The organism is Thioalkalivibrio denitrificans (assembly GCF_002000365.1).
Classification (GTDB): Bacteria; Pseudomonadota; Gammaproteobacteria; order Ectothiorhodospirales; family Ectothiorhodospiraceae; genus Thioalkalivibrio_A; species Thioalkalivibrio_A denitrificans.
Genome location: NZ_MVBK01000045.1, coordinates 1 through 13,654, shown reverse-complemented (window position 1 = coordinate 13,654; position 13,654 = coordinate 1). Strand labels below are relative to the sequence as shown.

Sequence of the window (13,654 nt, the reverse complement as noted above, 5' to 3'; positions counted from 1 at the left end):
TTGAATCTTGAATCTTGACTTTCGAATCCCCCGTGTCCGCCACCCCAGACGACAGCCGCTTTCTGCACGAGCGTTATGCACCCCCCGAGGGCGTGTATGACGAGTTGTGTGCCGCGCCGGGGGCGCCGCGGCCCCACTGGACCGGGATCATGGAGTCGCTGGAGGGGCTGGGGCGCGAGGGGCTGCTGACCCGGGCCGACGAGGCGCGCCGGCTGCTGGGGGAGACGGGGGTCACGTACAACGTCTATTCCGATCCCCGGGGGGCGGAGCGGCCCTGGCCGCTGGATCCGGTGCCGTTGCTCATGGACAGCGGCGAATGGGCGCGGGTGGAAACGGGGCTGGTGCAGCGCACGGAACTGCTGAACCTGACCCTCAGGGATCTGTACGGACCGAGACACCTGATTCGCAGGGGCATCCTGCCGCCCGATCTGGTCTTCGGTCAGCTGGGCTTCCTGCACGCCTGCGACAATCTGCCCCTGCCCGAGCAGGCCCTCACCCTCTATGCCTGCGACCTGGCCCGGGGGCCGGACGGGCAGCTGTGGGTGCTGGGAGACCGTGCCCAGGCCCCGTCCGGCGCAGGCTACGCGCTGGAGAACCGGGTCGTGCTCTCGCGGGTGTTCCCGAGTCTGTACCGACAGGCGGGGGTGCACCGCCTGACGGGCTTCTTCCATGCCCTGCGCCAGCGCCTGGCCTCGTTGTCGCCGCGGCAGGATGCCGAACCGCGCGTGGTGCTGCTCTCGCCCGGCCCCCTCAACGAGACCTGGTTTGAGCACGTCTACCTGGCCGGTTACCTGGGCTACACCCTGGTCCAGGGCGAGGACCTGCTGTTTTCCGGCGGCCGGGTCTGGCTGCGTTCCCTGGGTGGGCCGGAGCCGGTGGACGTGGTCCTGCGCCGCGTGGATGACGTGTATTGCGATTCCCTGGAACTGCACCAGGATTCCCGCCTGGGGGTCGCAGGTCTGGTGGAAGCCGTGCGCCGGGGCCAGGTGGCCGTTGCCAATCCCCTGGGCAGCGCCGTGCTGGAGTCGCCTGCGCTGTCGGCCTTCCTGCCCGCCATCGGGCGCTATTTCCTGGGCCAGGACCCGGAACTGCCGTCGGTCGACACCTGGTGGTGCGGGGACCCCGGGGGGCTGGAGCATGTGCTGGCCAACCTGGAGCGGCTGGTGGTGCGGCGGGTGGACGGGCCCGGCCGCAGCAGCCGCCCGGTGTTCGGCGCGCTGCTCTCCGGTCAGGAGCTGGAGGCGCTCAGGACGCGTATCCGGGCTCATCCGGGCCGCTACGTGGGGCAGGAACAGATCGCCCTTTCAACGGCGCCGGTGCTGGCGGAGGACGGCGCCTTCGAGGCGCGTCATGCGGCCCTGCGCGCCTTCCTGTGTGCCCGGGAGGATGATTACCTGGTGATGCCCGGCGGACTCACGCGAGTGGCGGGGCGTCCGGGAGACATGGTGGTTTCCAACCAGGAAGGGGGCCTCAGCAAGGACACGTGGGTGCTGTCGTCGGAACCGGAGCCCGCCTCGGGTCCGCTGGCGGCCATCCCCGAGGGCCCGGCAGTGGGCATGCAGTCGTCCCTGCCCAGCCGCGTGGCGGAAAATCTCTTCTGGATGGGGCGCTACGCCGAGCGCGCCGAGGGGACCCTGAGGCTCATCCGGGGCGTCCTCAAGCGCCGTCGCCAGGCCCGGGACCTGTCCGGGCCCCATGAACAGGCGGCGCTGGATGCCCTGTTGCGGGCGCTGACGCACCTGACCACCTGCTACCCCGGCTTCGTGGGCGAAGGCGGCGGGGAACGCCTGACGGCTCCTGAGAGTGAGATCCTCTCGCTGATTACCGACGGCGAACGCCCGGGCACCCTGCGGTTCACCTTGAGCAGCCTCTTCCAGGCCGCCTACGCGCTTCGGGACCGGGTTTCGGGCGATTCCTGGCGGGTGCTGGCGTCGCTGCGCGAGCAGTCCCGCAACCTGGTGGCCGATGCCGCCACCGACCCGGAAGAACTGCGCGACAATCTCGACGAGGTGGTGACCCGGCTGCTGGCCTTGTCGGGCCTGGCACAGGAGAGCACCATTCGTCAGACCGGCTGGGTATTCCTGGATACCGGGCGGCGCCTTGAGCGGGCCCAGCTGACCGTCAATCTGTTGCGCGCCACCCTCGTGGCCCGACAGGAGTTCATGGCCGAGAGTCTGCTCATGGAGGCGGTACTGGCGTGGGGCGAGAGCCTCACGGCGTACCGCACCGGTCACCGGGCGCCGCCGGAGATGTCCGGCGTGCTGGACCTGATGCTGCAGGAGTCCGCCAACCCCCGTGCGCTGCTTTTCCAGCTGGAGCGTCTGGATGAACACGTGCGCAAGTTGCCGGAGCCCGGTTCCGGTGGGCGGGTATCCTCCCTGGCCAGACCGGTGCTGGAGGCCCTGATGACGCTGCGTCTCGCAGACCCCGACGCATTGGTGCAGGCGGACCCGGACAGCGGCGTGCGCGGCGCCCTGGACCAGCTGCTGGCGCGCCAGAGCCATCTTCTGCACGAGACGGCGGAGGCCCTGGTGGCCCAATACTTCGCCTTCGCTCACAGCCAGCACGCCCTGGATCCGGAGTCATCGTCATGAGATACCGCATCCGTCATGTCACGGAATACCGGTATCCGGAGCAGGTCAACCTGTGCCACAACGAGACCCGGCTGACCCCGCGTGCCACGCCCCGCCAGCAATGCGTGCTGGCGTCCCTGGCGTGCGAACCCGGGGCGGCGTATCGCAGCGACCGGGAGGATTTCTTCGGCAACCGGGTGAACTTTCTGACCATCGATCAGCCGCATACCACGCTGCGCGTGATCGCGGAGAGCACGGTGGAGGTGATGGGCGATGCCGGTGAGCTGAATCTCGTGCGTGACACGCCGTGGGAAGAGGTGCGTACCCGCCTGGACCGGGAGACCGGGGAGGCCGTGCTGGATGCGAGGCCCTACCGACTGGAATCGCCGCGCATCCCCGCGCTGCCCGGCCTCGGGGCCTATGCGGGGCCGTCCTTCGTGCCGGGGCGCCCGCTGCGTGAGGCCGTCGCAGACCTCATGGCCCGCATCCACGACGATTTCGAATACGATCCCGGCTTCACCACCGTGACGACGCCGCTGGAAACGGTGCTGGAACATCGCAGGGGCGTCTGCCAGGACTTTGCCCACCTGGCCATCGGCTGCCTGCGGGCCACCGGGCTCGCCGCGCGCTATGTCAGTGGATACCTGGAGACCCGACCTGCGCCGGGCCAGGAAAAGCTCCAGGGCGCCGATGCCTCCCACGCCTGGTTTTCTGTATTCGATCCCGACCAGGGCTGGCTGGACTTCGACCCCACCAACAACCTGATCCCCATGGAGCGCCACATCACCCTCGCCTGGGGCCGCGACTACACGGACGTCACCCCGCTGAAGGGCGTGCTCTTCGGCGGTGGCGACAGCCACGGGCTGAGCGTGGCCGTGGATGTGGCCTTGGAAGGATGAAGGATGAATGGAATCGTGTAGGAGGCCCGACCCCGGGCCGAACAGACCGGTCGGGCATTCCTGGAACGATGGTCTGAACCACGAAGCACACGAAGGGCACGAAGGATTCTTGATCAGATGACTTCGTGCCCTTCGTGTGCTTCGTGGTGAATGAACGGCCTTTCCCCGTCCAGGCAATTCGCGGCGAGGTCGCCGCTCCTACCGCTTTTTCTTCGCCGTTTTCTTCTTCGCGCTCACCTGGGTGCCGCGGCGTTTGCGGGTGTTGACGGATTCCCACTCGAAGCGGGGCAGGTCGCGGAAGGCCTTCTTGATGTTCTCGTCCCAGGCCCGCTTGAGGGTCAGCAGGTAATCGTCGTCCGCCTCGAGGCACAGGTAGTGGTTGAAGGTGAGGCTGTCCTTTTCGTAGATCAGGACCTCGATGGGCGGGCCCACCGTGACGTTGGAGTGCATGGTGGAATCAATGGAGACCAGCGCACAGCGGGTGGCATCCCCCAGGGAGGTGTCCGGACGGATGATGCGGTCCAGAACCGGCTTGCCGTACTTGCTTTCGCCGATCTGCAGGAAGGGCGTGTGGGGTGAGGTGGTGATGTAGTTGCCCTGGGGGTAGATCATGAAGATCTCCGGGGTGCCGTCGTCGATCTGCCCCCCCAGGATGAACGATGCCTCCGGCGTGAACCCCGCCCTGGACAAGGCGTCCGTGTGTTTCTCCTGTTCCTCGCGATTGAGGCGCCCCAGGTAGGCCGCCGCCTCGGACATGTACTGGACCGAGTTGAGGCTCTCCTCGGCGCTGTCATCCATGTCTCGCTTGAGCTGGTTGAGCACGGCCTGGGTCGTGGCCAGGTTTCCCGCCGCCAGCATCACGAACACCCGCTCACCCTCCACCTCGAAGGTGTGCATCTTGCTGTAGGTGCTGACCTGGTCGGCGCCGGCATTGGTGCGCGAGTCGGAGGCAAAGACCAGCCCCTCGTCCAGGGCGATGGCGACGCAGTAGGTCATGGGTGAGATCTGGTATTACCGGGGACAGTGGAGCCGAGAATGGTAGGCGGGGCGGGGCTTACGGTCAATGTATGAAGGAGCAGAGGCAAGAGGCAAGAGGCAAGAGTGTTCGGGCATTCCGTCCCCTCATGGGAGAGGGTCAGGGTGCGGGTGGTTTTGATCCTGCTGCGGCGGGCCCCCACCCCGGCCCTCCCCCGCAGGCGGGGGAGGGGGGTTATCCGGGGTGTGACGTGCCTCTTGCCTCCGCGCCTTCCTACCTGTTCAAACGGTTCTCGATCAGGTTGTCCACCACGCCCGGGTCGGCCAGTGTGGAGGTGTCGCCCAGGTTGTCCAGTTCGTTGGCGGCGATCTTGCGCAGGATGCGGCGCATGATCTTGCCGGAACGGGTCTTGGGCAGCCCCGGGGCGAACTGCAGCAGGTTGACCTTGGCGATGGGGCCGATCTCCTCGCGCACCAGGTTCCCCAGTTCCTTCTTGAGGTCGTCGCTGCCTTCCTCGCCGGCCATGAGCGTCACGTAAGCGTAGATGCCCTGGCCGGTGATCTCGTGGGGATAGCCCACCACCGCGGCCTCGGCCACCTTCGGATGCAGCACCAGGGCGGATTCGATCTCCGCGGTGCCCAGACGATGGCCGGAGACGTTGAGCACGTCGTCCACGCGGCCCGTGATCCAGTAGTAGCCTTCCTCGTCGCGGCGTGCGCCGTCGCCGCTGAAGTAGTAGCCCGGATACAGCTTGAAGTAGGTCTCGATGAAGCGGTCATGGTCCCCGTAGACCGTGCGCATCATGCTGGGCCAGGGATGCTTGATGCACAGGTTGCCGGTGGCCGGGTTGCCGGTGATCTCCTTGCCCTGGTCGTCCAGCAGCACCGGCTGCACGCCGAAGAACGGGAAGGTGGCGGAACCGGCCTTGAGGCGGGTGGCGCCCGGCAGCGGCGTGATCATGTGTGCGCCGGTCTCGGTCTGCCACCAGGTGTCGACGATGGGGCAGCGGCCGTCACCCACCACGTTGTAGTACCACTCCCAGGCCTCCGGGTTGATGGGCTCGCCCACGGTGCCCAGCAGGCGCAGGGATTTGCGCGAGTGCTTCTTGACGAACTCGTCGCCCGCGCCCATGAGCATGCGGATGGCGGTGGGGGCCGTGTAGAAGGTGGCCACGTTGTGCTTGTCGCACACGGCCCAGAATCGGCCGGTATCCGGGTAGGTGGGGATGCCCTCGAACATGAGTGACTTGGCGCCGTTGGCGAGCGGTCCGTACACGATGTAGGTGTGCCCGGTTACCCAGCCCACGTCGGCGGTGCACCAGTACATCTCGCCGTCCTGGTAGTCGAACACCAGCTTGTGGGTCATGGCCGCCTGCAGCAGGTAACCGCCGGTAGTGTGCAGCACGCCCTTGGGCTTGCCGGTGGAGCCGGAGGTGTAGAGGATGAACAGCGGATCCTCGGCGTCCATCTCCTCGGCGGGGCAGTCGGTGGAGGCCTCCTTCATGGCCTCGTGGTACCAGACGTCCCGGTCGTCCTTCCACTCCACGGGTTCGCCGCCGCGTTTGACCACGATGCAGGTGTGCACGTTGGGGCACTGGCCCATGGCCTTGTCGGCGTTCTTCTTCAGCGGCACCTTCTTGCCGCCGCGCAGGCTCTGGTCCGAGGTGATCACCACCTGGCAGTCGGAGTCCAGGATGCGATCGCGAAGCGCGTCGGGGGAGAAACCGCCGAACACCACCGAGTGGACGGCGCCGACGCGGGCGCAGGCCAGCATGGCCACCGCGGCCTCGGGGATCATGGGCATGTAGATGGATACCCGGTCACCCTTTTTCACGCCGCGCGACTTGAGCACGTTGGAGAACCGGCAGACCTCCTCGTGCAGCTCGCGGTAGGTGATGGTGCGGTCTTCCTTGGGGTCGTCCCCTTCCCATACGATGGCGGTCTGGTCGCCGCGGGTGTCCAGGTGGCGGTCCAGGCAGTTGTAGGCGACGTTGAGCTTGCCGCCCTCGAACCAGCGGATGTGGACGTCGCCCTTGAAGGACCAGTCCAGGACCTTGTCCCACTTCTTGAACCAGGTGACGTACTTTTCGGCCTGTTCGGACCAGAATCCCTCCGGGTCCTGCACCGAGCGCTGGTACATCTCCTTGTACTGGTCGGCGTTCACGTGTGCCGTGGAGGCGAAGGCCTCCGGGATGTCGTGGACTTTGACTTCAGACATGGACCTTTCTCCTCGTGCATGGGGGCCGTCGGGATTTATGATGGGCCCGATCGTGAAGATACGTCCGGCGCATCTGCGGCCCGGACCGAACGAAAATGCTTGCCTTGTCAAGGATAACATGTGTGCAGGGATCTGCAGGTGCTCCGTGGCGTGCAACGACGCCGCGATGTGCGATGAAGCCTGGCTTGACGGCGCAGGATGTTGCCGTTACGGTCCGGTACTGCGGCCGCCCAAGGGCGGCCCCTGTTGATCCCACGCGGAACCCGTGAACATGGCCCAAGGCACCCTCCCGCAGACATCGCTGTGGTCTCGAATATCGGAACTGTGGCAGACCGCGCACGATTACCTGATCGCGGGTCTGAGGCGCCGTCCCGAGCCGATCAACGATTTGCAGAGCCTCCGGCACTTCCTGCAGACCCGGGCGAGCTATATCGCCCAGACGTCGCTCTACGGCTACCTGCGCACCCGGGCGGGCATGCGCTACCCGGAGCTCTTCGACGACGATGTGTTCGTGGTCTCCATCAACGGCGCCAAGTGGCACATGTGGCTCGCGTGCCTCTCGGATCTGGCCGTGTACTGCGGCGGGATGCTGCGTCTGAAGGCTCCCGGCTCGCCCGCGGACGTCGGCCGCCTGATGCGGGAAGCGGTGGAGGTCATCCTCCGGGAAACGGGCGTGCCGGAGGATGCGGACAAGGAGTTTCCGGAACACGCAGAACGGGTTCGTGAGCGCCTGAAGCACGTGGACTGGAATGCGGTGACCGACGACGAGGGCCCGTTTTCCGAAAGCCCGGCGGCCCTGGTGCGCTATGCGCCCATCATGGAGGAACTCAAGCAGCTGGACGCGGAGGTGGTGAAGAACTCCGTGCGCTTCCACTGGAACGAGATCCGCCGGCACGTGCGCGAGCACATGGACGCCGACGCCGTGCTCACCGCGGCCCGCGACGCGGGCGTTGCCTGATCTGTCTGGGTTCGTGCCGTTCGCCGGAACTCCTGGCAACCACGAACAGCAAGAAAACAGAAAGAATTTTCTCTCGCAAAGCCGCGAAGCTCGCCAAGGAAGTCAAAGAACTTCTTGGGTTGAACGGCGCGAACCCCAACAGCATTGCGGGATCGGGCATGCCCCATTGAGTCCGTTATTGCCCCCAAACCTGTCCGATTTCCGTCCTTTGCATCCTCTGCGTGCTCTGCGAGAGAAACGCCTTTCGCGGTGCCAGGTGGGATCGGCATAAGGATGTTCAACCACGAAGCTCACGAAGACCACGAAGGCAGCTGATCAAGAACTCTTCGTGGTCTTCGTGAGCTTCGTGGTTAAGCGGGGGTTTTCCAATCAGCGCCACGAGAAATTCGCCAAGACGCAAAGCCCGCAAAGGAATGCCGTTCAATAAAAGCCTTCTTGGCCTTCTTGGCGAGCTTCGCGGCTTTGCGAGAGAAAATTCTTTCTGTTTCCAATGATCTTCGTGGTGACCAACCGGCTTCACGAATCGTCGGCACGTCCGAGCGTCAGTTGAGGATCAGGCCGATCAGGTGGGCGACGCCCTGGCCGATCTCGCTTTCCAGCGGGAACGACAGCATGCCCAGCACCGAGTAACCCAGCAGCCAGGGCATCAGGTAGAAGCGGATCATGAAGAAGAACCATGCCACGTAGAGCGGCACGAAGATGGGTATCAGGAAGCCCGGGGTGATGGGCTCGAAGAGCCTCAGCAGCGGGTTGGTAACCCGCACGAAGAAGCGCATGAAGAAGAAGTTGCTGTTCTCGGGCAGGAACAGGTTCATGCCGGAACGCCCGATCAGCGTCCACATGACCACGCCGAGTACGTAGTCCAGGATGATGGCCCAGACGGGGAGGGCCTCAAAAGGGACACCGGTCATGGAAGTTGTGCCTCAGGTGTTCATTCAATCAGCAGGTCGAAAAAAAACCGGGGTGGGCGAAGCCCACCCCGGTCAAGGCCATTACCGACCTTTACTGCTTGGCCGGGATGATGGTTTCGCCACGCGGCAGGCGGACTTCGTCGACCATGGCCTGAGTTTCTGCATCAGGCTCCTTGGTCATCAAAGATACCACAACCATGGCGATCACGCTGGCCGCGGCACCCACGATACCGAAGCGCAGGTGGTCAAGGCCGAGCCAGGGTTCCATGCCGCCGGCGTAGACCATGTACAGGTACCACGAGCCGACTGCCAGACCCACCAGCATGCCCGCGATGGCACCCGGCCGGTTGGCCCGTTTCCACCACACGCCGAGCACCAGCGGGAAGAACAGCCCGGACATGGCGAAACAGAAGGCCCATGCCACGGCCCCGAGGATACCCGTGAGCTGCAGCGAGGCCACCAGGGCACCACCCGCACCGATGATCACCAACAGGAAGCGGGCCACAAGCAGACGCTTGCGGGTCTCCGCCTTCGGGTCGATGATCTTGTAGTACAGGTCGTGGGAGATGGCGTTCGCCATGGCCAGCAGCAGGCCGTCGGCGGTGGACATGGCGGCTGCCAGACCACCCGCAGCAACGAGACCGGAGATCACATACGGCAGGCCGGCCATTTCAGGCGTGGCCAGCACGATGATGTCGGGCCGGATGAAGAACTCGTTGATCTGCAGGATGCCGTCACCGTTGGAGTCCACCACGGCCAGCATGCCGATCGCCGACCACCTCTGGATCCACTCCAGCGCAAGCACATCCTCGATCGGCTGACCGATGATGGCCGTCGGCAGGTTCGGATCCAGCATCTGCAGCTTGCTGAACGTGGCCAGTGCCGGCGCGGTGAAGTAGAGCAGGAAGATGAAGAACAGCGACCAGGCCACGGAGTTGCGGGCGGCCCGGATCGACGGCGTGGTGAAGTAGCGCATGAGGATGTGCGGCAGCGAGGCCGTACCCACCATCATGCACATGGCCAGGGTGATGAACCTCCAGGCCGCCATGGCGCCTTCCTGCGGGGTCGCATGCAACGTGGTCAACGTCGACAGACCTCGTATGGACTCCTGGGCGGTCAGCGTACCCACACCCACCATGGGCTCCAGTTCCATGATGCGCGCCACGGCCGGCCCGTAGGAGATCTGGGGCAGCGGACCGAAGCCCTGCACGATGGACATCCAGAACACCGGGATCAGGTAGGCGATGATCAGCACGATGTACTGTGCCACCTGGGTCCAGGTCACGGCGCGCATGCCGCCGAGCATGGAGCAGACCAGGATGCCGGCGAGACCGAACCACACACCCACCTCGAACGGAATGTTCAGGGCGCGCGCGGCGATGGTGCCCGTGGCGTTGATCTGCGCGGTCACGTAGGTGAACGACGCCACCACCAGCACCAGCACGGCCGACAGACGTGCGACCTTGCCGCCGTAGCGGGTGCCGATGAAGTCCGGCACCGTGTAGCAGCCGAACTTGCGCAGGTAGGGTGCCATGAGGGTCGCCACCAGCACGTAGCCGCCGGTCCAGCCCACCACGAAGGCGAGGTAGCCGTGGCCGCCCATGAACACGCCGCCGGCGAGCGCCACGAACGAAGCGCCGGACATCCAGTCCGCGGCGGTGGCCATGCCGTTGAATACCGGTGGCACCTGGCGGCCCGCCACGTAGTAGGCGTCCACCTGCATGGTTCTCGAGAGCACCCCGATCAGTGCATAGATGGCGATGGTGAACAGCACGAACAGGATACCGATCATGTCGGGACCCATGCCGAGTGTTTCAAAGAACGCCATCAGGGCAAAGAACGCGAGGAAGCCTCCCGTGTAGAACCCGTATAGTTTGGGGAGGTTCTGGACGAAATCCTTCCCCTCGAAGCTGAATAATGCCATTGGTCAACCCCCCTATTCGTCTTCTTCGGCGACGCCGAATTCGCGGTTGATCTTTTCCTGCTGGAAATTGAACGCGAATAGCTGGATCACGAAGATTGCCAGTGATCCCTGCGCCGCGAAGTAATAGCCGAGCGGCCAGCCGAAAAAGCTGATGTTGTTGAGTGGCACGGCAAATGCGTGGACGATATACGAGAAGATGAACCAGATGACCAGATGTACGATCATCAGGTTTCGTGTTCTCGACCAATAGGCCTCTCTTTGTGCTGCGTCAAATGTCATGGATTGACTCCTTCCTCTGCGGTGATGATTGAATCGAACGTTCTTTCCAAACGCGTTCGTCCATCCAACCAATCCGTGTTCAAGTCGTTACTCCCTTGGGTTCTTGGATTGCTCTTGGAACTCAACTTCCCCCCTTTGCTTGTGTTGACTGAAATGGTGTGTCCGACAGGCTCCTAAGGAAACTCATAACTGGTAGTCCAGGGCAATACGTGACTGCAGCTTGCGGGCCTGGCGGAAGGACTCCCGGAGAATACGCCTGTCCAGATCGTTGAGGTTGTCGGGATTGATCCGGTTGCTGGTTTTCTCGCCGTGCGCCGCCTGCTCCCGGTGCTGGCGCATGCGCAGCAGCTGGATGTATGCGTAGGCATTGATCCAGGCCTCGGCCTCCGATTGCGACACGTGGTTGCCCTTGATCAGGGCGTTCATGCGTTCCAGCGTGGAGGTCTCGGGGATGCCGTGGGCCAGGGCCAGGATCCGCGCGCCGTCCACAAAGGGCGTCAGGCCGTGCAGTTTCAGATCGATGGTGTTGGGGTGTTCGCCGTTGTCCGAGACGACGAAATCGCGCACCAGACCCAGGGGCGGGCGGTTGCGCAGGGCGTTGGCGGCCATCTGGTGCAGAAAGCGGGGATTGTCCGGGACGCGTTCGGTGAGCCATTCGCGCAACGCATCCACCGCCTTCGCATCGCCCTCGATGAGCCGGAAATCGAAGAATATGGTGGCCTTGAGCAGGTTCTCCGGGGTGCCGTGGTCGATCCACTGGGCGAAGCGTTGGCGCCACTCGTTTGCGCTCAGGCAGCACTCCGGGTTGCTGGCCATGATGTTGCCCTTGCACAGGGGGTACCCGCACTGGTCCAGGGCCTCGTTGATGCGCCTGGCCAGCGGCAGCAGTTCCTCGCGGACCGCATCGGGCGAAATCTCGTCCGATGTCTCGAAGAGTATGCCGTTGTCCTGGTCGGTCTTGAGCGTCTGCTCCTGGCGGCCCTCGCTGCCGAACGCGATCCAGGTCCACTGAACAGAAGCCTTGGGAAATTCCTTGCGGCAGATCTCGATCACCCGTCGCGTGATGTGATCGTTGAGCAGGGTGATGATCTGGGTCATCTGGTCCACCTGCACACCCTGCGCGATCATCTGCGAGACCAGTTGGTGGATATCGTGCTCCAGAGCCGCCAGGGACTCGATATCGTTGGATCGGCTGATGGTCTTGCTCAGGTTGACCAGGCCCACACGCTGCAGGGAGAAGAGATCCCGCTCCGAGATCACGCCGATCAGCCGGCCGCGCTCCGCCACGCAGACGTGGTGAAACTTGTACCGGGCCATCTGCATGGCTGCCTCGAAGGCAAAGGCCGATGGGGGCAGGGTAAAGGGATCAGGCGTCATGACCCGTTCCATGGGCTCATCCATACCCAGTCCGGGCATGGCGACCCGGGTCAGCAGGTCCCGCAGGGTAAACACGCCGATGGGGCGCTGGTCCTCGTCCGTGACGATGATGCTGCCCACGTTCTCGTCGGTCATGGCCTGAAGGGCGTCGCGGATGGGTGTTGTGCCCAGACAGGTGACCGGCTCACGACGGATGCGCTCGCCCAGCGTGATGTTCAGTGAGGAGTCGCCGCCGAGGCCCGTGGCGGCGTTCGCCTGCACCTGGCGGTGCAGCTGGTCCAGCAGGCTGGCCAGCCGGCGGGTACAGAAATCGGAGAACTCTTCCGAAAGCTTGAGCAGCTGGTTGAAATCGTCACGCCCGAGTTCAAAGCAGAAGGTGTCTTCCGCCGCGCGGTGAACAGTGCGCACCGCGCGGCGCGAGAGCAGGGCGCCCACCGGGAAGCATTCGCCGGGTACCAGTTCCCAGGTGTTGCCCGAGATCTGCTCATCCTCGCTGGGGGTTTCGCACCGCACACGGCCCTGCTTGATGATGTAGAACCGCCCCGCCGGGCCGCCGTCGGGGTCGGTAATCTTTTCGTCTTCGGCGTAGAAGGTGAGTTTGAGCCGCTTGGCCAGGAACTCCAGGTGCTCCGGCGCCATGTGGTCGAAGGGGGCGTGCCGCCGCAGAAACTCCAGCACAGGCAGCAATACGCTGGCCTGACGGCTGGAATCCGGTGTCTCGGGGCGGGGCTCGTTCATGTGTCCATGTGTCGAAGGCGCTGGCGGATGAACCGATTGATTACAAGCACTATTCGTGCCCGCAGAGTGTTGCCTTGCAAATCATAGGCATGGCACCGAATGTCGCAATAAGTGCGTTACCCAAGGTAACAAAGTGTTACGTCGGGTAACGGGCTGGCCACCGGAGGCAGGCGCCTGGGCAGACGAAGCCCCGGAGTGGTCCGACAGGTGGCCCCGTGATGGGGCGCGCGGGCCGATTACCCCCTGCGCGGTACCGGGTGGACCAGCCCTTCGTCCAGGTGCCAGTGTCGGGCGATGTCCTTTGCCCGGGCCTGGTCCTCCTGGTGCACGAACACCTGAAGCCTCACCTTGTGACGCTCCGCCCAGGCCGCAAGTCCCTGCCAGCGGCGTCCGCAGGCCGCTTCGCCCAGATCGGTCTCCGGCTCCACGACCGCCAGGAGCAACCCCTCGGAGGGATGCTCGGCCCGCAGATCCGGTCTCATGCGCACGTTCAGTACCGGGATGGTGAGGGGTTCGGGATCCGGATAACCGGGCAGGTCCAGGGCCTCGAAGCCGTTGAAGCCCTCGCGTCTGAGCCGGCTGATGACGTTCTCAAGCAGAGTCTCGCGTTCCCGTTCAATGGCGTCGGGCAGCGTGGGTGTCATGGGCGCGTCCTCCGCGGATGGTGGATCGGGCCATGGAGTCTAGCCCGCATATTTCACCAAGGCGGCCGGTGGCTTCGTGTAACCTTCTGAATAAGTGGCATAAATCGGCGCATCTGGCCGAAATTCCGCGGTGACGGTTTGTATCTCCGCCGCCGGCC

The 13,654-nt window shown here is 64.5% G+C and carries 10 protein-coding genes; 3 read left to right on the top strand and 7 right to left on the bottom strand.

Annotated elements, in window-relative coordinates; genetic code table 11:
- Positions 1 to 32: 32 nt before the first annotated feature.
- Positions 33 to 2,594 carry a circularly permuted type 2 ATP-grasp protein gene (locus B1C78_RS08320; RefSeq protein ID WP_077278704.1) on the top strand — a complete coding sequence of 854 codons (2,562 nt, stop codon included), beginning with the start codon at positions 33 to 35 and terminating at the stop codon, positions 2,592 to 2,594.
- Positions 2,591 to 3,472: a transglutaminase family protein gene (locus tag B1C78_RS08315; RefSeq protein ID WP_077278703.1), complete on the top strand. Its 882-nt coding sequence runs from the start codon at positions 2,591 to 2,593 to the stop codon at positions 3,470 to 3,472. Before B1C78_RS08320 ends, B1C78_RS08315 begins: the two co-directional genes overlap by 4 nt.
- Positions 3,473 to 3,670: 198 nt before the next feature.
- Here the strand turns inward: B1C78_RS08315 and B1C78_RS08310 are convergent, their stop codons facing one another.
- On the bottom strand, positions 3,671 to 4,468 hold the full coding sequence (locus B1C78_RS08310; protein WP_077278702.1) for a proteasome-type protease: 798 nt from the start codon (positions 4,466 to 4,468) through the stop codon (positions 3,671 to 3,673).
- Between the two features lie 253 nt (positions 4,469 to 4,721).
- Positions 4,722 to 6,665, bottom strand: a complete 1,944-nt coding sequence (acs, locus tag B1C78_RS08305) for an acetate--CoA ligase (RefSeq protein ID WP_077278701.1) — start codon at positions 6,663 to 6,665, stop codon at positions 4,722 to 4,724.
- Between the two features lie 271 nt (positions 6,666 to 6,936).
- On the opposite strand from acs, the gene B1C78_RS08300 reads away from it, so the two are divergent.
- Entirely contained in the window at positions 6,937 to 7,623 is a 687-nt protein-coding gene (locus tag B1C78_RS08300; protein ID WP_077278700.1) for an esterase, read from the top strand.
- Positions 7,624 to 8,165: 542 nt separating this feature from the next.
- Here the strand turns inward: B1C78_RS08300 and B1C78_RS08295 are convergent.
- The 5 genes from B1C78_RS08295 to B1C78_RS08275 form a co-directional block, all read right to left on the bottom strand.
- On the bottom strand, positions 8,166 to 8,534 hold the full coding sequence (locus B1C78_RS08295) for a hypothetical protein (protein WP_077278699.1): 369 nt from the start codon (positions 8,532 to 8,534) through the stop codon (positions 8,166 to 8,168).
- Between the two features lie 91 nt (positions 8,535 to 8,625).
- Positions 8,626 to 10,458, bottom strand: coding sequence for a sodium:solute symporter family protein (locus B1C78_RS08290; protein ID WP_077278698.1), 1,833 nt, complete (start codon positions 10,456 to 10,458; stop codon positions 8,626 to 8,628).
- 12 nt (positions 10,459 to 10,470) lie between these two features.
- The gene (locus tag B1C78_RS08285; protein WP_077278697.1) at positions 10,471 to 10,737 is read right to left on the bottom strand and encodes a DUF4212 domain-containing protein; all 267 of its coding nucleotides are present in this window, start codon (positions 10,735 to 10,737) and stop codon (positions 10,471 to 10,473) included.
- Between the two features lie 183 nt (positions 10,738 to 10,920).
- Positions 10,921 to 12,852, bottom strand: a complete 1,932-nt coding sequence (locus B1C78_RS08280; RefSeq protein ID WP_077278696.1) for a DUF294 nucleotidyltransferase-like domain-containing protein — start codon at positions 12,850 to 12,852, stop codon at positions 10,921 to 10,923.
- 236 nt (positions 12,853 to 13,088) lie between these two features.
- Complete coding sequence (locus B1C78_RS08275) at positions 13,089 to 13,496, bottom strand: hypothetical protein (RefSeq protein ID WP_077278695.1); 408 nt, start codon at positions 13,494 to 13,496, stop codon at positions 13,089 to 13,091.
- Positions 13,497 to 13,654: the final 158 nt, after the last annotated feature.